Source organism: Longitalea arenae, from assembly GCF_016924755.1.
GTDB classification, from domain to species: Bacteria; Bacteroidota; Bacteroidia; order Chitinophagales; family Chitinophagaceae; genus Niastella; species Niastella arenae.
Window position 1 is genome coordinate 43,663 of the sequence record NZ_JAFFJX010000019.1, and the last position, 20,126, is coordinate 63,788.

Genomic DNA, 20,126 nt, shown 5'->3' on the forward strand with positions numbered 1-20,126 from the left:
AGTGATTGCATTTCCTTGCAATTTGTAACCTGTAATCTGCACCTCCGTCAATTAAATACCAACCTTCAACGATAGCGTTACCTGTTTTTGAATGGGCTGCGCCACACCACCCGCATTAAAGAACTCAGGGTCCTGCCCCTTCAGTTTATCGTCAGCATAGATCAGCCAGGGATTGGTAGCGGCTGCTGTCAGTAACAGGTTGTTCACCCCTGTTTTCTTTACCCAGTTCGATTGCACCTGCCAGCTCAGCGATACAGTCTTCAGGCGAATGAAATCCCCCTTGGCCACCCGCTGCGTTGAATAGTTATAATTGTTGTATGGATAGGCGCCTCCCAGTTGCGATAAGGAAAATGCATCCAGGATGGAAGGCACATCGGTGTATAGTTCATCCCCCGGCGCGATCCAGCGATCGGTAAATTCCTTTGGCATGGCATCCATATCGGAGTAACGCGTTTGAAAAGCCGGGTATAAGCGGATCCTGTTGCCCGCCTGGTAGGTAACAAATACGTTCAGCGAAAAACCCTTGTAATGAAAGGTATTTGATACGCCACCGGTAATGGTAGGATCTACCGGACCTTCATGAACGAGGTAATCGATCTTATCATCCTGCAGGTAAACATCAGAACTGATCTTCCCCGTTTGATCGGTAAAAGTGGGTTTACCGGTCCTGTGATCAAGTCCTTTATAGTTCAGGGAAAATAGACTTCTTACGGGGTAACCTTCCCGGTTGCCCCCTTCTGCCAGCACCAGGTCGAAGATGAGCGGGTTGTTTTGCGCATTCGTGATCTTTGTCGTGTTATAACCAAAGGTGCAGTTCAACCGCCAGCCCCAGTGCTTCTGTTTGATCAGCTCACCGCCCAGCAGCAGTTCCAGTCCTTTCGACTCCATATCGGCATAATTCGCGGCCTTGGGTGTTTCTCCTCCTATACCAGATGTTTTTATGCGGCTGATAAGGTCGAAGCTTCGGCGCCGGTAAACATCCAGGCTCATGGTCAGCCGGCGTTTGAATAAACCGGCATCCAGTCCCAGGTTCGTTGTATATAATTTCTCCCAGGTAAGATCAGCATTCTCCAGGTTGGCCAGTTGAATGACCGACTCAACTTCTGTAAGAAAAGGGCGGCGGGTATTGATATTCTTGAGTACAATACTGGAATTGGTAGCAGGTCCCATACTGGCCGTTAAGCCATAACTGGCGCGCAGCGTCAGGTAATCGGTCCAGGGAAACGCCTCCATAAATGCTTCCTGATCCACATTCCACGACCCGGCCACGCTCCAGGTAGGCAGCCAGCGGGCCCGCTTCGATTGTCCCAACCTGTTGGAACCATCATAGCGAATAGTGCTGGTAAGGTTGTACTTCAGATCATACGAGTAATTACCCGATGCATAAAATGCCACGAAGCGATCGTAATCCCGGCTCATACCGTAATACGGAAAATTATTTTCTATGTTCTGTTTCAGAATGCGGAAATCTGTAAATGGGGTTCCGCCATTTTCATATTGATATCCGTAGCCGGTATTAGAGAAATTCTGGCGGTCGGCATATTTCACCTGTTGACCGGCCAGGATATTGATGGTATGTTTTTCTTTAAAGATCTTTGAATAGGTTAAACTATTGCGGAAATCATAGTTCTGCAGCATATCTTCTGTACGGTTATAAAAACCACCATAAGGCAAGACCACCTCTGGTTGCGCTTCGGGATCATCTGGGTTGCGATACAGGAATTTATTATTACGCCTGATGGTTGATGTACTGGCCGACCGGTATGCTTCGGCCATATTCGCGTGTTCCGTGATCATATGTTCGCGGGTAGATCTAACATAGCGAACAGCGCCTACAAATTCATATTTCAGGTCTTTGAGTATCCTGTACGACAGATCGCCCTGCAGGCGCAGATCGATCAGGTTCAGGTCGAGGTAATTGTTCTCCAGCTCACTGATAATATTAAAGGGTGCAAAATTCATTCTGAAATATTCCCGGTTACCCGCTTCGTCATAGGGGGTAATGGTACGGCTGGTATTCAATGCATAACTGAAGGGATTGATATCAAAATCACGGTCAAATTTTCCTTCTACCGGGTTGCTGTTCCTGGCCAGTGCACCGGGCGCGCGCTGCTGACGCACAGATCCCACAGTGGCAAATCCGGCCGACAGGCGATCGTTGAATTTATAGTTGTTCCGATAATTCAGCGTATAGCGGTTCACGCGATCGGCGATCGTCCAGCCATCATCGCCGTAAAAACTGGTTGAAAAATAGGATTGCGATTTCTCGGTACCGGAAGAGATACTGAGCGAATGTTCCTGCACAAAATTGTTGCGGAAGAGCACATCGAACCAGTCGGTATTCGCCATCGCATACCGGGTCAAAAATGCCTTGCGCGCTTCAACAGTGTTCTCCAAGGGAAACTGGCCGTTTTCCCCATTCATCAGGTCATACATTTTTCCATATACACCATAGTCAGCACCATCCAGGATATTAGGACTTAAGATCCCTTTCCGTTCCAGCTCAGCCAGCACCGACATTTGCTGTGCCGAGTTCATAATATTGAAGTTGTTATATACCGGCTTAAGCTGGGTGCTGTAATTGCCGGTATAATTCACCGCCACCTTGCCTGCCCTGCCTCGTTTGGTCGTGATCACTACAACCCCGTTCATAGCGCGGGCGCCATACAATGCAGTAGCTGAAGCATCTTTCAGGATATCAAAGCTTTCAATATCGTTGGCATTTAAACCGGCTACTGCCGATCCCAGCAAGGTGGTGGGATCACCGCTCGATAATTGATCATTGGAGATGTTCACGATATCTTCCAGCACTACCCCATCAACGACCCACAGCGGTTTGTTATCACCGTTAATAGAGGTAGCGCCGCGTACCCTTATTTTGGGCGCGGTGCCAAAGGTGCCCGAAACGTTTTGAATGGAAACGCCGGCGGCACGACCTTCCAGCATCCTGCTCACATCAGCAACGCCCTGCAATTTGATCTCATCGGCTTTCAAGCGTGCAGCAGCGCCTGCAAATTTGTTTTTGTCGATATTCTGAAATCCCGTAACGATCACTTCAGAAAGCACGCGCTCTTCTTCGTTGGTAAGTTCTATACTTAAAAAGGATTGTCCTTTGAACAAGACCACCCGGGGCGCTTTACCCACGTACGAAAACCGGATGCTGTCACCCGGTTGCGCATGGAGCGTAAATTCACCTTTGCCATTGGTGAATACGCCTTTGTGATCGCCCAGGTTCTCTACTGATACCTGGCCCAGGGGTGCATCCTCCTCTTTGCCGCTTACTTTTCCTTTTAATATGCGGGATGGCAATGAATCGCTTTCAGCGCGTAAAGCAGGATTCACCACCGTAGCTTTACTTTCTTTCTTCTTGTCAATGGACCTGATGATGATAATGAAATTATCGGTGATCCTGTATCCCAGGGACCGGCCGCGCAAGAGGCTCCGCATCACTTCATCGAGCCCGGCTTCAACAAAATTCACACTGATCTTTTCTTTATCATTAAAGAGGTCGTTGCTATAAAAAACCACAAAGCCGGTTTGCCGGCGGATCTCACTGAAGACTTCACCCAATGCAGTACGTTTAGACCGGAACGTTATTTTAAATTCCTGCGCAGGATCGGCCAGTACGGAAAGGGGTAATGTTGAAAGAATAACCACAACAGTGATGGATATCCAAAACAATCTCATTACCCGGATATTGCGGGGACAATGTCCGGAGGGAAATCTCATACTACAATTAGTTTTTTGATAACGGTTATACTATTTAGACAAGCATTCGTTTGAAACGGGTGACAACTATTATCTTATTTTTATTTTTTTCATTCATCACCACTCATACAAACAATCGAAAAGTAACCGCTTACCAGTCGCCGCTTGCCGGCGCTGCAGGCTACTGATGTGAGTTATGGTTTATTGCTCACAGGCATGTGTTACAGGTTACAGGTTGCAGGAATGATTGCAAAGCATACAGGATTGCATCTGTTACCTGAAAGCAGTAACAGCATTGTTAAAAAAAACCAGGAGATTATTTACGGGAAATTATAACCCTGCCATCCGCTAATTCATAACGGATATCGCCGGAAGAGGCCAGCATACTGAAGAAAGCGTTCACTGGTTTATTGCGGTCCATAGCACCGGAGAAGTGCAAACCGGCCAGGGAAGGATCATCTAACTGAACATCTATATCGAACCATCTTTCTGCTACAGCGGCAATCTGCTGCAGTTTTTCATTATTGAAATAATACAGGCCCTGCATCCAGCCCAGGACCGTGGCTTCATCGAATGATATTTTCTGCAATTGGCCATTACGGTCTTCCACTACCACCCCTTCACCGGGTGATAAAATGATACGTTCGCCGGAAGCATTCTCAACAGCAACCGATCCGGTCACCAGCGAAATAGCGGTATACTCTTTATTATATGACCTGATATTAAAGGCTGTTCCCAGGGCTTTTACCGTTAAGCCATTTACCTGCACGGTAAAAGGCTGACTGGCATTGTGCGCCACCTTAAAATATGCTTCCCCTTTTAATTCAACCAGGCGTTCTGCGCGGGTGAACAACAGGGGGAACCGGAGTTCAGATACCGCATTCAGCCAAACTTTGCTGCCATCGGCCAATTGAAAAGCATAGCTCTTACCGGCAGGCACCGTAAGTAGATTCCAGGCACCGGGATCAATGTTCGCATTCCGGGCCTGCTGCATCCATCGACTGAGTGAATCCTGTGCATGGGTATGTACAATATTACCGTTGGCCAGTTTGATCTGAATATTTTTACCGGCCATTCCCTGCGATCGATCAAGGCTTGCTATAAAGTAGAGCGATACGATGATAATGCCTGCGATAACAGCGGCAACACTGTAACGCAACCATAAAGGTTGTGGGCGGCGTACTGGAATTGCAACGGTATCAGTAACCGGTTCTGCTGCCACTTCAGGAAGATTCACCCTTTGTTGTATAGCCTGCCAGGCATTGTCGACATTAAATTTGTCAAAGCTTACTGCCTTGCGCATAGCATACACCTGTTGCATTTGCTGCCATAATTGCTCAACCTCCTGGTGCCGGGCGATCAGCGCCGAAAGACGTTGATCATCCTCCTCACCGATCTGGCCCGTCAGTTTATCTATTATGAGTTGCTCGACATCATTCATATCAATATAATTGTTCATGGCAAGTATAAATCAAACATCAGGGGGTGTAATACATTAAGACAATAAAATATATAAAACGGGTGACAAACCGGTAAAATAATAATAGTCGCGCAGACTTTCACGGAGTTTTGCAAATGCCCGCCGCAGCTGGGTTTTAACCGTATTAACGGTTACACCGGTAATAAAAGCTGCTTCCTGGTACTTTTTGCCTTCCACGCAAACCAGCTCAAAGATACGTTTGCATTGCTCCGGTAACTGGGCAATAACATTCTGCACCATTTGGGCCGTTTCCTGGATCTCCATGACATGGGTATTTTCAATGATGTCTATACGCTCCTGGTAAGTTCTCTCTTTGCGGTTGATCCTGCTCTTATGCTTTAATACATTTAAAGCAGCGTGTTTCACCATGGTAGTGAGGTAAGATCCCAACGACTGTTGTATAATTTCAAATTTTCGTTCCTGCCAAAATTTTACAAAAACATCCTGCACCAGGTCTTCCGCTTCTCCTTCATCCTGTAATAACAGGTACGCCTGTATACAAAGCGTTTTGTAATACCTTTGAAATAACGCTTTAAACCCTTGTGGGTCAGAGGTTCTTAGCAATTGTAGCAGGACATGGTCTGTTTCAGCACCCATTTTAGTTTAAGGTTTATGCCGTTAAAATATAAGTTTTACGTACCAGTCTCTCAACCAGGTACATAAACGTAAGCCGCGTTCGCCAAAAGCGGACACACTGTACGATGACGGGCGCGGAAATGAGTTGCTATGATTCGTGCATTCCGTTTGTAATGTTCACAAGCAATGGTAGAAGACTTTTTAACAGGTACGTTCTTACTATTATAGCGTTCGCTCCCTACTGCCTTTCAACGGCATTCATTCAGGTCTTTCTTCATGTACAGGATTATTTAACAGCAGATTGAATTCCTAATGTACTGAAAAAGTTTTGAAACTTACAAACGTTTATGCTAAAAAGTAAGTAAAGACATGTATTGTAAGGGAAACATTTATTAAAGAGGAGTTTTATATTTATTGAATCCCAGTTTATTAGTTCCTAAGTTATTAAGTTCATTCCTTCGTATACGTCCTGAATAACTCACCAACTTGTATGCCTGCAATAAACGGCAACAAAATAAATAAAGAGAGGGATGGCAAATAGTTCGGCCGCTGCCAGTCTTTCACGCAATAACCGGATGGCGTTAATGCGATGCTGCGACACCATCATCGGTGAAAGCCCCAGCTGTTCGGCTGCAGCAGGCATTGTAAGGCGATCGCAAAAGATAGCCCTGAATACAGTTTGCTCCGGTCCAGGCAGCTCCATTACCTGTTGTTGCAACTGGCAAAGCGCAGCCAGACGAACGGCTTCATCATCGAACCGCGCATTTGTATGTAGCGCTTGTTCTAACCAGCTGGCTTCCGCCGCCGTTGCTTCCATTTGTTCCGCCCTGGTATAAGCGAAACAGGTGTTGCGTACCGTTATATACAGAAAAGCCTTGATGTCAGCCATTGTATTGAAGCGGTCGCGCATAAGGAATAATTTTATCAACGTTTCCTGAACAATAAAATGCGCTTCCGTTTCCTGAACGATCAACTGCCGGGCAAAATCGGTTAACAGGAAATAGTGTTCGTCATACAATGCGCTAACGGCGAAGTAGCTGCCTTGCTTAAACTCGGTAAGGACATCCTGGTTACGGGGCGACAGGGTCATGGGCATAATTAAAATTGACATGAAATGTTAAAGGGGGATAAAGCTTTGCGGAGATGAGCTCGCAGGATTACATGTTGGGCGATAAGGTTTGGGGGAAAAGCTATAGCAAAATGAACCTGGTCTTGCAGTGCATCGTATCAGATCTGAACGCTATACCTGGTGTACCGCCAGGAAGTAAATATAATAAATTGATGCATTCGCAACGGCATTTGCTGCTAAAATCGTAAATTTCTTTATCAACAGCTGCGTTAGCGGTTGCAGCCGGAAACCGGTTAAACATTTTGATTCACGTTCATCGTTTTTCATTGTACGGTAAAAATTGCGCGTCTTAAATGAATGAGTACTGGCATTATAGTTGAATAATTTTGCTCACACAAAAACAAGAAGCTATGTACACTGGTTTGCTGAAAGCCCCCGAAGAGGGCATTTGTCATTTGTTCTATTATTGTTGTATGAAAGATGGTGCATTCAAGGAATCTGAGCTGGATATTATCTCTGATAAAATGGTAAGCCTGGATATCCACAAAAAACTCAATTTCCGGGATGAAATGCAAAAGTATAAATCGTATAAAGACCAGATCACCGATGAAGAAGGTTATCTGAAATATCTGATCAGCATTATCAAGCCAACCCACACGCTTGCTTTGTTTTCCTGGTGTCTTGAATTGTGTACCGGTGATAACAATATCAGTTTTGAAGAAGAACAACTGCTATCACGCATCGCCCGCTTGTTGAATATAGGGGATACCGAAAAAGAATTGCTGCAACGAGCCATGATCCAACGCAGTGCAGTGTTAAAAGAAAAAGAGTTTTAACCTGCGGCCCGTATAGGGGGTATTTTAAGTCCCCTTCTGGGGGTGGGGGCATAAAAAAAGCCGGATGCCTACCCGGCACCCGGCGTGCTACCACATCTCTATTCTTCCATGCGTTATTTTTGATTGAATTCCTTCAGCATCCAGATTTCTTACTCACTTTTCAATACCTCAATAATTACTTTGTATATATATCAACAACAAAATTGTGCCACTGCCGCGCCTGCCTGAGCAACATATTAAAACTTATGATATGTAGTTTATTTTCTACGATTTACCTACCACCCTACCCCATAATCTTCACCATGATTACTTGATCCGCCCCATAAACTGCCATGTTTGCGATCGAAGTAAATGGCATTCACTGGACCGGATGTACGATCTTCAAAACTCAGTTTATAACCCATCTTTATCAATTCACGGCGGATCCAATCGGGTGTGTTGCTGTTCAACAGGATAGAGCCGGGTTTAGGTTTACGGTCTTCCCCACCCAGCGACAGGTACAATTGATAGGTATTCACATTGGCTGCTTCCACCGCTTCCTGAACAGTCATGCCAAATTCAGTTACATTCAGAAAGAACTGCAGCAGGTTCTGATCCTGGGTATCGCCACCCTGCACGGCGAATGACAGGTAGGGTTTCCCATCTTTCAGCGCCAGTGTAGGGGTAAGCGTTACCCGCGGCCTTTTGCCCGGCTCAAGCACATTAAAAGGGTTCAACACCGAATCCAGTACAAAACTTTGCATCCGCTGACTCATACCAATACCGGTACGGCCGGCAATACAGGCGGGCAGCCAGCCGCCACTGGGGGTAACCGAAACCACCCAGCCAGCCGAGTCGGCCGCTTCCACTGAAGTGGTGCCCCGCCATACCTGCTCAAGGTATTTTTCATCAATGGGCGCTGCCGCCAGCGGTTTATCGCTTTTCCACCGTTGCAAATAATGGCTGAAAGGGTTTGAACCGCCTTCAAATGGGTATGGGTCGCCCGGCATTGCGGGTGTGAGATTTTTGGCAGGATCGATCAGCTTCGCCCGCTCCTTTGCATATTCCTTCGAAAGCAATCCTTTCATCGGTTCCCTGGGACCAACATATGGATCGCCATAATAAAAATCGCGGTCGGCAAAAGCCAGTTGCATGGCCTGGGTTACCGTATGAATATAACGGGCCGAATTATAGCCCATGCTTTTCAGATCAAAATTCTCCAGGATGTTCAGGGCCTGCAACATGGCCGGCCCTTGCGTCCATTGCTGTAATTTATACACCTCAATGCCTTTATAATTGATGCTCACCGGTTCTTCAATCTGCACTTTCCAGCGGGCCAGATCTTCTTCCGTTATTAAACCGCCCTGCTCTTTACAGCCCCGCACAAATTCTTTGGCAATATCACCGGTATAGAAGCGCGCATTGGCGGCGTAGATCGCTTCTTTCCGGCTCTTTCCTTTTTTCAGCGCCTGCTGTTCTGCTTCTACCATTTTGCGCAGCGTTTCATACAGATCGCTTTGTTTAAAGATCTCGCCGGCTTCGGGCGCTTCCCGCTCCTGGCCGGCATGGGGCAGAAAGACTGCTTTTGAATAGGGCCATTGTTTGATGCGGTCCTTGCCGCGTTCGATGCTGTTCGCGGTTTGCGCTTCAATAGGATAACCAGCCGCCAATTGCATCGCTGGCGCCAGTACTTCTTTTAAACTCATGGTTCCGTATTCGGCCAGCATGGTGCAGATGCCGCCGGGTGTGCCAGGTGTTACCGCCGAAAGCGGTCCATATTCCGGCGGATAATGCAAACCTTTCTCTTTAAAGAATGCAGTGGTGGCTCCCGTGGGCGCAACCCCCAACGCATTTATGCCGATCACTTTGCCGGTCTTAGGATTATAGATCAGGGCCTGGGTTTCCCCACCCCAGCTGAGTACATCCCACATGGTGCAGGTGGCTGCAATCATGGCGCATGCTGCATCCACTGCATTGCCGCCTTTTTGAAAGATGGCAGCGCCGGCTGTGGCAGCCAGTGGTTTACCGGTGATGGCCATCCAGTTTTTAGCATGCAGGGGCGGTTTTTGTGTTTGTTGTGCCTCGAGGGAAAGGAGCTGGCAGAGGGAAATACCAAGGACCAGAAGTTTTCTCATATGATGTGTTTTGTATCCTAAAGATACGCTTCCAAAGCAGCCATTTCGGTAGCTGTAGAACTTTTTCTACAGCACATGCCATTTAAGTCAGGTGGTAAAAAATTGAAAGTGATCTTCTTAGTTGTTAACCGCTTGTGGGGGAAGGGTTAAACGAAGAACAATTGAACAACCATTGATGGTACAAAATTTCATTAGCATGACACATGAAATACATCTTTTATATACCGCTGGTGGCCATACTTTTGGCTGCCTGCGGCAATACTGCCGAGAACGAGAATGAAGCTGATGGCAACGGCGGCGCAAAAGGCGGATCAAAGAACATTTCCTCCCGCGATTATAGCATCACCAAGGAGAATTCTTATAGCGACCTGTTTTTAGACAGCACCGCCCTGGTTGACTATATTGTTCGCGACTCGGTGCCCGACTCGGTTTCCCGGCGCATGATCAGTTTTTACAACGCCCGCAATTACCAGTTCGCCTGGTTCACCAGCGAAGGGTTTACTGAAGAAGCGCAGGCTTTCTGGAACCTTTTCGATCATTATGTCACTTATTCCGGTGATACCACTATGCACAACAGGCCGCTGGAAAAACAGATGAACCGCTTGCTGGGCGACACGCTTGTGGTAAGCGCCAGTAACAAGACCTTCCTGCGAACCGAATTGCAACTGACAGAAAGTTTAATGAAATACGCCCTGAAGAATTTTGAAAAAGGTTATGTAAAGCGCAAAGAGCTGGAAAGGTTCGTGCCCTTTAAAAAGGCAGATCCTATTCAACTGGCTGACTCCCTGTTGTCTAAAAAGCATAAAGACAATAAATATTTCGAAGACATTAATGCCAATTATAAGGCATTGAAAGACCAGTTACAGAAATATGTCGATATTCATAAAAAAGGCGGCTGGCCGGCCATTGCGCCCGCTGATAAACCCCTGAAAAGAGGCGATTCCAGTCCCAATGTCATCCTTATCAAAAAATACCTGGCCATCACCGGCGATCTGCCTACTCACGATACCTCGGCCATATTCAATGACACGCTTGCCCAGGGCATTACCAATTACCAGGAACGGTTCGGCCTGAAGCCCACTGGTACCTTAACTAAAGATCTCATTAAGGAAATGAATGTGTCTGTGCGTGACCGCATTGAGCAGTTACTGATCAACCTGGGCCGTATGCGCTGGATGCCGAATCAATCGAATGGTACCCTTATCCTGGTCAATATCCCCGAATTCAATTTACATGTCATGGAAAATGGCCGCAAGGTCTTTGATATGAATGTGGTGGTAGGTAAAGAAGGGCACAGCACCATGCAATTTACCGGCACCATGAACCAGATCGTATTTGCGCCCTACTGGAATATTCCGCCGCGTATTGTAGTTAATGAAATATTACCCGAGATCGAAAAAGACCCGGAATACCTCGCAAAAAATGAAATGGAAGACCAGGGCGATAAAGACGGCGACGGCATCCCCGATATCAGGCAGTTGCCGGGCGAGAAAAATTCATTGGGTAAGGTGAAATTCCTGTTCCCAAACAGCTTCGATATTTACCTGCACGACACCCCGGCCAAAAGTTTATTCAGCAGGAACAAAAGGGCGTTCAGCCATGGCTGTATCCGGCTGGCCGATGCCCAAAAAATGGCAGAGTATCTCTTACGCAATGATCCCGACTGGGACAGTGGCAAAATAGCAGCAGCTATGAGCGGTACAGAACAAAAGGTCGTAAAGCTGAAAAATAAGGCGGAAGTGTTCATTACGTATTATACCGCCTGGGTAGACGAAACCGGCCGTTTGAACTTCAGAGACGACGTGTACGGGCACGACAAAAAGATAAAAGCAAAGATGTTTTAAACAGCTGTGCGCAGCATGGCCACGCAGTTTCTAACTGGGTGGTACACGCTCTAATGCTATTTGGGTAAAAATTTTTACAACTATGGTAATACCGTTTTCAGCTTGTCCGCGATCAAAAAACAGGGACTGCTATTTAAAACGCAGCTGTGGAGCGATCTTGGGCGGATAAATTTCATTAATTAGGATTTTTTTCTAATTATAGCATGAGAATTGCTTTTACCTTTGTGTTTCACTTGTTACATTTTTTGGACTATGCGAATTGAAGTAAAGAAAAATATACACTTCACCAAGTTGGTGAAAGTGAATGGAAGGTTGAAGGAATTTAACTTCAGGAAATTAGGTGGCCACAACGAAGGGCAATTTACGGTGGATGTAAGCGACGACAGGGGCAACCGCATCCTGTTCCGCATGCAAAAAGAACAAGAAGCCTGGAAAATACTGCCGCAACAGCTACCAAATTGGGTAATCGAGAAAGAGACCACTTTTCATGACCTGATAGAGGAAGAGCTGCGCAGCATGTAACGTATCACCGCTACCTCCTGATAGCTATGGGATCCTTTCCCCCCTCGAAACCTGGTCCCGTTTGGCGGGAGCACCAGGTCTATATTGCCAGTTAACAGTCGGTTCGATGGTTTAGGTGTAAACCTCGGCTTTAAACAGGATTTTTTCCGGTGTTTAATGAAGGGTAAGGTATGCACCTGCTTCTCCCCTTATAACAATACTTTCAGGCTACCTGCATGCAGGCGTATCGCCGGCTTTATCAGTATTGCCTGGCTAAATAGCCTTTTGTTTTGCGCTCACTTTACCCGGGACCATAATATCATCACATTGGCGTTAAATTTCTACGGAACCAGTACTCCTTTTCCCCACTTCTTTAGGCTAAGTTATTGAAGATCAATATTACCCTGACGAGGCATCCTTTTTAATTATAATAGTCTAAACTTAGGACTATGAAACCGGCAAACAGATACAGTGGAAATAAGGATGTATATAAACATTATGAAGAAATAGCATTGATCACGTTTGTACTGTTCTTAATTACCACTTTTGTGGCTTCCTGCATCTATATCGGTATTGATGGATTTTTAAGCAAATAAACACTGAGCATATATTTTTACTCTAATCGCAGCAGCGCACAGCTCAACAAAAAAACGCAGAGAGTTTATCTCCCTGCGTTTTGCATGTTAGTAGCTAAAGGGTATTATGAGTACAAATGCGCCGCTTACGTGTAAATGATACAGTTAACTAAATGGGCGTAGCAAGCCAGTATGCCGACAATCAAGGCCGCTACGCCCGAGGAAAGGAGTATGGATTAAACAAAAGACTTGAACAGATACGCTGTAATACGACTATGCCATATCAATGGAATACCTGTTGAACATTTTAAAGGGGGAAAAGCGAAAAAGGCATGACTAAAGAAGACCCTATTCCCGGAATAGCGCTTCCTTAAAGAAGATTGTTCTTCATGTACGATAGATGATCTGCTACAGAAAAAAAATAAAGAACGGATGGAAAAATGAACATAACGAAAAACATCCGCTACTATCAGATAGGTTGCCTCACCAATCTTCTTCATAGGTTACAATTAGTCGACCACTCTATAACAAAAATGCTGCCACTTGTAATAATCTGTTAAAGTTAAATTGTAGATAGTAAATCTACGATGCCCTTAGTCCGCTAATTAAGCGAGTTTCGGCTAGCGGTTTTAACCATCAGCTGATTAACTTACCCACCTCGTCTGCCGAACGCAATGCCGCTTCAACGGTACCTCCATTGATACCATCATAAATAGCTTCACCGGCAAAGAACAAGGTATTTTGTATGGGTTCGTTCAGTAATTTCCGGGCTTCGGTCGTAAATAACTTATTGTAGCTATAGGCGCCCAGGCTGTACTCATTCGTTTGCCATCGGGCAACATGGGAAGCGGTTAACAAAGACTTCAATTGATCGAAAGAAATAGAAAAGATCCTGGCCAGGGATTGCAATGCCTGTTCAATGATCGTTGCATTATCCAGATCTTTGAACCCGGTGGCTGGCGGTCCGCCCACCCAGCCCGTGAGGACCGGCTCGGCATCCGGCAGCTGGGTCCACCAGGTGGGGATCAATTCTTCGCTGAATAAAAAGCCGATCTCCTTGTCATATTCCAGCCAGAACGGATGGGCGAACTGCAGCATTACCTTTACCACTGTTCCAAACCCTATTTGCTGCAAGGCCTGCTTATATGCATCGATCTCAGGTTCAAAGGCAATAGCCGTTGCATGCGAAACGTCGGCCAGTAATACACCCAGGGGTACGGTGATGATCGCTTTTTGGGCAGAAAAGATCTTTCCATCGGCAGTAATGGCTTCCACCTGACCGGCCTGCCAGCGGATGGTTTTTACGGTACAGGCAGTATGTATTACACAACCATTCGCTGTACTGCCATGTTGCAGGTAATCTACCACCTGCAGATAACCGCCGGGAATCCGGAACTGTTCCTCGTCTTCATGTTTCCATTCATCCCTTAAACCCAGCACGCTTACCTGGTGCATATCGGCCACATCAAAGCCTTCGGCAAATCGCTGTGCCGATTGGCGAAGCAACCCGTATTTTTCTTCGTGAAAATATTGCTGCAGGAAATCGGCCAGCGTCATATCTGATTGCAGGGCAGCCATGCGGTGGATCAGTTCATCCCAACCTTCTATAAATTCTTCCTGTACCTGCCATTTTCCATCCTTTACCCGGATCATTTTCCCCGTAACCGGCTGATAGCTTCCCCCGGCCTCTTTCAATAATTGCAGGGTCAGCGAAAGCCGGCCATGAATGAATTCGGCGCCCGCTTCAATGGGCTTCAGAAAACCCGGCGGTTGTATGGAATGGATCCTGCCGCCGAGGCGGTCGCTGGCTTCGAGCACCGTCACCGGATGTTGGGCCGCTGATAATTTGCGGGCAGCCATTAATCCGGCAACACCCGCGCCTATAATGAGGATAGATTCTCGCATAGTTCTGACATGTAAGACGGGTGATGCAAAAAGAGTGCGAAGGGAAAAATAGCCCTTACAAGTTACAGGGTACAGGGAGAACAACACCGGTTGCCAATGAGAAACCACCTGAATACTTCCGGTGCTTTCCCGCAACTGTAAACATAAACAGCCTTTTTACTTCAAGATCGGCTTCAATACCTTCAACGAACCATCGATCTTTTCAGTAATGTTCAAACCCAGAATTTTTGCGATGAGTGGATACACATGCACGTTTTCAAAGGCAGCTATCTGTTGTTGTTTCCTGAATGCAGGTCCCCATGCATAGAATGTAGCCTGCATTTCAGGAAGGGCGTTATCGAATCCATGTTTACCCGCGAGTTGATAGCGGCGCTTGCGGAAACTGAACGACTTTGGCGCCCGCGGCACCAGGATAATGTCGCCGATCCTTTGATACCAATCGTCTGAAGCACCGTAATGCCAGCGGGCGGGAACTTCTTTCGCCCGGTACACATCGTAATCAACTGCCTGCTGTTTCAAAGCCTGGTAAGCATCCGCTACATCATTGGTATCATATGCATAGAGGTGCACCAACACATCACCATCCGGCACCTTGAATTTACTGGTATCGATGGCTGCCGGCATGGGCAGCAGGTTTACCGTATCGGCGTTGATCATGCCATGGTCGCTCAGGAAAATATAATTCACCGGCAGCTTTAAGGAATCTGTCATACGTACCAGTTTCCCGATGCTTTCATCTACAAAATGTACGGCTTCTTCTGTCTGCGGGGCGTCAGTACCATACATATGCGCTTCATGATCTACCTGGGGCAGATAAAAGGTGATCAGGTGCGGCCGCTTATCTTCGGGCAGCAGCAACCATTCTTTGACTGCCTGAATACGGGTATCAATATCAATAGAATCATTATAGCGATAATAATAGGTTGGCCGAATGCCTTTAACGGCAGCTTCAGAACCTACCCAGTAAAAACTGGCTGTTATCATCTGCTGCTGTTCAGCCAATACCCAAAGTGGTGTACCGCCATACCAACTGCTATCCTCCACCGCTTTGCGGTTTCCGAGACGATAGAGCTCCTTTCTTTTTTTATCGTAAAAAGTGTTATCAACCAAACCGTGATGAGCCGGATATAAACCGGTCACGAGCGTATAGTGATTGGGAAAGGTCAATGAAGGATAAGAAGGGATCAACCCTTTGGCCGCTACCCCGCTGCTGCGCAATTGCTGCAGGTGTTTTGCCTGGAACTTGTCGGCAAAATCGTTGCGAAATCCATCAGCCGAGATCAGGATCACATAAGGCTTTTGCTGTTGCCGGGTACTATTGCTTCGGCCGGGCACTATATGCTGGCTTATATCAACCTGGGCCATCAAAAGCGCCGGAAAAAACAGGATCAACAGGGCAGTATATACTCTCATGTGTTTTTGTTTGTAGTGCAAAAGTAAGCCGGTTCAACCAAGCATGTATTATGCTATTTTAAATAATTACCACCGTGAAAGTTCACAAGGCACAGGTTCAAGGTTACAAGTTCAGGAAAGAAAGTCAGACCACTCTTATGGCCTCAGCCAGCAACCTGAACCGGCAACCCGGTTCCTGCTAACCGGCAACCGGTAAGTTCAGGATGGTTTTGCCGCTTCCTGAAACTAACTTCCTTATCTATCCGTACTTCCCGGTGTATACAACGATTGCCAGCAACCCAACCAGTTGGAAAAAGATCATCCCGATGATTTTCTAACTAAAAAACAGCCATATGAAGTCCGCATTTACTCCCTTAGCGAACAGGGGCATTGTATGCCCTTTTCGCACCAGCGTGGTTAAAAGAACCAACGCCACTTTATTTTTCCTGCTCTTGTGTTTTTCTCTTTCGCCGGGCCGGGCCACTGCCCAAAAGCAAATGGAAAGGTTGAACCGCGGCGTGGTAGCCGTTCGCACCAGCAGCAGCCAGGTATATATAGGCTGGCGCTTGTTTGGAAATGATCCGGCCGGTATAGGGTTCAACGTGTACCGCAATACTACCCTGCTGAATGCCAGCCCTATTACCAACTCAACCAATTACACCGACAACATTTCCACCAACAGCACTTATACAGTTCGCCCGGTGATCAATGGTGTAGAGCAGGCAGCGTCAGAGCCGGCCAGTGTATGGTCGCAAAATTACCTGAACATTCCCCTGCAGATCCCGGCTGGCGGCACTACGCCTTCCGGTGAATCGTACACCTACCATGTAAATGACTGCAGCGTGGGCGACCTGGATGGTGACGGCGATTATGAATTTGTTGTCAAATGGGATCCTTCCAATGCCAAGGACAATTCCCAATCGGGATATACCGGTAACGTATATCTCGATGCTTATCAAATGAACGGCACGCGCCTCTGGCGCATCAACCTGGGCCGGAACATACGCGCCGGCGCGCATTATACGCAATTCCTGGTCTATGATTTCGACGGCGATGGCAGGGCAGAGCTGGCCTGCAAAACAGCCGATGGCACGGTTGATGGCGTGGGCACGGTGATCGGCAGCGCCAGCGCCGACCACCGCAATAGCAGCGGTTATATTCTCACCGGTCCCGAATACCTCACTGTCTTTAACGGACAAACAGGCGCCGCCATGGCAACCACCAACTATTTACCGGCCCGCGGCACAGTATCCGGTTGGGGTGATAATTATGGAAACCGGATCGACCGTTTTATTGCGGCTGTAGCCTACGTGGATGGTCAGCGCCCCAGTATGGTCTTTGGCCGCGGTTATTACACGCGTTTGGTGCGGGTAGCCTGGGACTGGCGCAATGGTTCGCTCACCCATCGCTGGACCTTTGACAGCAATACATCAGGCAACAGCGCGTATGCGGGTCAGGGTAACCACCAGATGACCGTGGGCGATGCCGATGGCGATGGCCGTGACGAAGTGTTCAATGGCTCCAGTGCTGTTAATGATAATGGCAGTGGCATGTGGGTAAACGGATTGGGCCATGGCGATGCCCTGCACATGAGCGATATGAACCCCGACCGGCCGGGCCAGGAGATCTGGCAGCCTTATGAATCACCGGGCAGCAATGGCCAGATAGGTGCGGCCCTGATCGATGCCAGAACGGGCGCCCGCATTTTTACTGTTGCTGAAGCATCTACCGATGTAGGCCGTGGTTTGGCAGCAGACATTGATCCCCGTTACAAAGGTTATGAAATGTGGGCATCGCGCGGTAACCTGTATACCTGTACGGGCACCAGCATCACCACTTCCAAACCGTCTATAAACTTTGCTGTTTGGTGGGATGCCGACCTGCAACGGGAACTGCTTGATAATATCACCATCAGCAAATGGAATTACAGCAGCAGCAGCGCCAGCACCCTCTTAACAGCCAGTGGCTGCGCATCGAACAATGGCACCAAGGCCACACCTGCCCTCTCGGGTGATCTGCTGGGCGATTGGCGGGAAGAAGTGGTGCTGAGAACAAGCGACAATAGCGCCCTGCGTATCTTCACAACGACCTCGGTGGCCACGAACAGGATCTATACCCTCATGCACGATCCGCAATACCGCGTTGCCATTGCCTGGCAGAATGCGGCCTATAACCAGCCACCGCACCCTGGTTTTTACCTGGGCGGCGATATGGCTGCGCCTCCGGTACCCAATATCTATTTCCCGGGCGGCAGCAGTGGCACAACAGTTACCATCCAGGAAAACACGAACGGCTTTTGCAGTGTAGATGGCACCATCGATAACAACAATGCCGGATTTACCGGCACCGGCTTTTGCAACAGCAACAATGCTGCAGGAAGCGGTATTAACTGGCGGATAATAGCGCCTGCGGCTGGTAGTTATACCATCAGCTGGCGTTATGCGAATGGCAGCGGCAGCGATCGGCCTGCGAGTCTCCTGCTCAATGGCAGCACCGTAACTTCGTCGATCAGTTTCCCGGCTACTACCGACTGGACGAACTGGTCTACCGCCTCATCCGTTGTAAACCTCAATAGCGGCAATACCGATATCCGGCTGCAAGCCAACGGCAGTGGCGGTTTGGCCAATATCGATAACATCAGCATTACAGGGCCTGCGGCTGTTAGCGGTGTTAGTTGTGCAGCAGTGGTTACTGCTACTAGTGAACTTAGCACTACCGCGGCAGGCAACATCAGCATTGCGCCCAATCCCAGCAGCAATGTATTTGTGATAAAAGCCCCCGGCGATTTCAAATACCTGGTGTATGATCAGTTGGGAAGGCTGGTAGAAAAAGGGAATGGACAATTCAAGACCCAGATCGGGCAGCGGTTGCAACTGGGAACTTATACTGTACAAATTGAACAGCGCAATAAACGTCAGACGTTAAAGATCATTAAACGATAGGATCAAGACGCATCTTCAATTAGCAATTCAAAACCGTGTCACGGTATGAAACCGTGGCACGGTTAACCCGTTACTGGAGCCTGGATCATGCGCCCCTTTTTAGGGGCAAGGGGAAAAATTATATATTAGCATCATGGTTTCGTTTACCACCAAACTTCTCCAATTTGAACAGCAGGGTGAAAAGACCGGCTGGACCTACCTTGAAATTCCGGCTGATCTGGCACAGAAGATAAAGCCCGGAAATAAGAAGATCTTCCGCGTAAAAGGTAAACTGGACAATTTTCCCATTCAAGCAGTGGCACTAATGCCGATGGGCGCCGGCAATTTTATTCTGCCTGTGAATGCCGTTATGCGAAAAGGCATTGGAAAACGTAAAGGCGCGATGGTAAAAGTACAGTTACAGGAAGATAAAGCCGAAGTGCCGATAAACGCAGAATTACTAGAATGTTTGCAGGAAGATCCCGATGCCCAGGCACATTTCAATAAGTTACCGAAAAGCCATCAGCTTTATTTCAGCAAATGGATCGATAGCGCCAAAACCGAAGCTACCAGGACCAACCGGCTTAGCCGCACGCTGATCGCCCTGGGTAAAGGATGGGATTACGGGCAAATGATCAGGGCGGGTAAGCAGAACAAAGAGAACTGGTAGGCGCTTTTTAATAGAAAGCCCCTTCCGTTTTGGGTATTAAAAATGAACGGAATAGCCGTCTATACAGTGCAAAATGTTGTAACATATTTCAATTTTGATATACTGCCGTTTTAAATTCTGCGTTATATCTTTACTGTGGAATAAGTATTATTCCGCGAGCTTTGTATGTAATCTATTAATAATAACAGTATCTTTTAATAATAAAAAACCATTTTACCTGTTTTTAAATTAGTTAATTTACTAATTTGCCGCAGCTTACTAATACCCTATGATGAATAAAAATCTACTTTCTGTACAATGTACAATAGCCAGGCCCTGTGTAGCGGTTCTACTGCAACAAGGTGTTAATTACAGGCACCATTCATCATTCAATTTTAGTGGCTCATTCAGCGTAACAGGCGCCGCATAAATATCGGCTAGGCCGGTTATTGCGGTAACTTATATAAACCAAACTGTTAACAGAAGCTCTTTATAACCGACATTAATCATTAACTAAAAAGATAATATTCATTCGATAGCCCTAAAAAAACTGTAA

Annotated in this window: 13 protein-coding genes; 6 read left to right on the forward strand and 7 right to left on the reverse strand. The window is 47.2% G+C overall.

The features are described 5' to 3' along the window. Positions 1-51 precede the first annotated feature (51 nt). From JT717_RS24775 to JT717_RS24790, 4 genes are all read right to left on the reverse strand, one after another. Positions 52-3,729, reverse strand: a complete 3,678-nt coding sequence (locus JT717_RS24775) for a SusC/RagA family TonB-linked outer membrane protein (RefSeq protein WP_205513743.1) — start codon at positions 3,727-3,729, stop codon at positions 52-54. 295 nt (positions 3,730-4,024) lie between these two features. After that, a complete protein-coding gene (locus JT717_RS24780) occupies positions 4,025-5,149 on the reverse strand; it encodes a FecR family protein (RefSeq protein ID WP_205513745.1) in 1,125 nt (374 codons plus the stop codon). Between the two features lie 54 nt (positions 5,150-5,203). Then, positions 5,204-5,785, reverse strand: a complete 582-nt coding sequence (locus JT717_RS24785; protein ID WP_205513746.1) for an RNA polymerase sigma factor — start codon at positions 5,783-5,785, stop codon at positions 5,204-5,206. Between the two features lie 457 nt (positions 5,786-6,242). Next, positions 6,243-6,875: an RNA polymerase sigma factor gene (locus JT717_RS24790; RefSeq protein WP_205513748.1), complete on the reverse strand. Its 633-nt coding sequence runs from the start codon at positions 6,873-6,875 to the stop codon at positions 6,243-6,245. 368 nt (positions 6,876-7,243) lie between these two features. On the opposite strand from JT717_RS24790, the gene JT717_RS24795 reads away from it, so the two are divergent. After that, entirely contained in the window at positions 7,244-7,669 is a 426-nt protein-coding gene (locus JT717_RS24795) for a tellurite resistance TerB family protein (RefSeq protein ID WP_205513750.1), read from the forward strand. A 275-nt stretch (positions 7,670-7,944) separates the two neighbouring features. Here the strand turns inward: JT717_RS24795 and JT717_RS24800 are convergent, their stop codons facing one another. Continuing rightward, positions 7,945-9,783 carry a gamma-glutamyltransferase family protein gene (locus JT717_RS24800; protein ID WP_205513752.1) on the reverse strand — a complete coding sequence of 613 codons (1,839 nt, stop codon included), beginning with the start codon at positions 9,781-9,783 and terminating at the stop codon, positions 7,945-7,947. Between the two features lie 203 nt (positions 9,784-9,986). Between JT717_RS24800 and JT717_RS24805 the strand changes: the two genes are divergently transcribed. The 3 genes from JT717_RS24805 to JT717_RS24815 all read left to right on the forward strand — a co-directional run bounded on the left by JT717_RS24805 (position 9,987) and on the right by JT717_RS24815 (position 12,724). Beyond that, the gene (locus tag JT717_RS24805; protein WP_205513754.1) at positions 9,987-11,627 is read left to right on the forward strand and encodes a L,D-transpeptidase family protein; all 1,641 of its coding nucleotides are present in this window, start codon (positions 9,987-9,989) and stop codon (positions 11,625-11,627) included. Between the two features lie 252 nt (positions 11,628-11,879). Next, complete coding sequence (locus JT717_RS24810; protein WP_205513755.1) at positions 11,880-12,149, forward strand: hypothetical protein; 270 nt, start codon at positions 11,880-11,882, stop codon at positions 12,147-12,149. A 428-nt stretch (positions 12,150-12,577) separates the two neighbouring features. Continuing rightward, positions 12,578-12,724 (forward strand): hypothetical protein, encoded by a 147-nt coding sequence (locus JT717_RS24815; RefSeq protein WP_205513757.1) that lies wholly within the window; start codon positions 12,578-12,580, stop codon positions 12,722-12,724. 615 nt (positions 12,725-13,339) lie between these two features. Here the strand turns inward: JT717_RS24815 and JT717_RS24820 are convergent. Then, complete coding sequence (locus tag JT717_RS24820; protein ID WP_205513759.1) at positions 13,340-14,608, reverse strand: flavin monoamine oxidase family protein; 1,269 nt, start codon at positions 14,606-14,608, stop codon at positions 13,340-13,342. Between the two features lie 156 nt (positions 14,609-14,764). Further along, the gene (locus JT717_RS24825) at positions 14,765-16,021 is read right to left on the reverse strand and encodes an alkaline phosphatase family protein (protein ID WP_205513761.1); all 1,257 of its coding nucleotides are present in this window, start codon (positions 16,019-16,021) and stop codon (positions 14,765-14,767) included. A 332-nt stretch (positions 16,022-16,353) separates the two neighbouring features. Here JT717_RS24825 and JT717_RS24830 point away from each other — a divergent pair, with 332 nt between their 5' ends. Beyond that, positions 16,354-18,942: a rhamnogalacturonan lyase family protein gene (locus JT717_RS24830; RefSeq protein ID WP_205513762.1), complete on the forward strand. Its 2,589-nt coding sequence runs from the start codon at positions 16,354-16,356 to the stop codon at positions 18,940-18,942. Positions 18,943-19,075: 133 nt separating this feature from the next. Further along, entirely contained in the window at positions 19,076-19,591 is a 516-nt protein-coding gene (locus JT717_RS24835; protein WP_205513764.1) for a YdeI/OmpD-associated family protein, read from the forward strand. Positions 19,592-20,126: the final 535 nt, after the last annotated feature.

Excerpts from the sequence above, each read along its gene's own strand:
- JT717_RS24775 (WP_205513743.1), bottom strand. The coding sequence starts at position 3,729 with ATGAGATTTCCCTCCGGACATTGTCCCCGCAATATCCGGGTAATGAGA.
- JT717_RS24780 (WP_205513745.1), bottom strand. The coding sequence starts at position 5,149 with ATGAATGATGTCGAGCAACTCATAATAGATAAACTGACGGGCCAGATC.
- JT717_RS24785 (WP_205513746.1), bottom strand. The coding sequence starts at position 5,785 with ATGGGTGCTGAAACAGACCATGTCCTGCTACAATTGCTAAGAACCTCT.
- JT717_RS24790 (WP_205513748.1), bottom strand. The coding sequence starts at position 6,875 with ATGTCAATTTTAATTATGCCCATGACCCTGTCGCCCCGTAACCAGGAT.
- JT717_RS24795 (WP_205513750.1), top strand. The coding sequence starts at position 7,244 with ATGTACACTGGTTTGCTGAAAGCCCCCGAAGAGGGCATTTGTCATTTG.
- JT717_RS24800 (WP_205513752.1), bottom strand. The coding sequence starts at position 9,783 with ATGAGAAAACTTCTGGTCCTTGGTATTTCCCTCTGCCAGCTCCTTTCC.
- JT717_RS24805 (WP_205513754.1), top strand. The coding sequence starts at position 9,987 with ATGAAATACATCTTTTATATACCGCTGGTGGCCATACTTTTGGCTGCC.
- JT717_RS24810 (WP_205513755.1), top strand. The coding sequence starts at position 11,880 with ATGCGAATTGAAGTAAAGAAAAATATACACTTCACCAAGTTGGTGAAA.
- JT717_RS24815 (WP_205513757.1), top strand. The coding sequence starts at position 12,578 with ATGAAACCGGCAAACAGATACAGTGGAAATAAGGATGTATATAAACAT.
- JT717_RS24820 (WP_205513759.1), bottom strand. The coding sequence starts at position 14,608 with ATGCGAGAATCTATCCTCATTATAGGCGCGGGTGTTGCCGGATTAATG.
- JT717_RS24825 (WP_205513761.1), bottom strand. The coding sequence starts at position 16,021 with ATGAGAGTATATACTGCCCTGTTGATCCTGTTTTTTCCGGCGCTTTTG.
- JT717_RS24830 (WP_205513762.1), top strand. The coding sequence starts at position 16,354 with ATGAAGTCCGCATTTACTCCCTTAGCGAACAGGGGCATTGTATGCCCT.
- JT717_RS24835 (WP_205513764.1), top strand. The coding sequence starts at position 19,076 with ATGGTTTCGTTTACCACCAAACTTCTCCAATTTGAACAGCAGGGTGAA.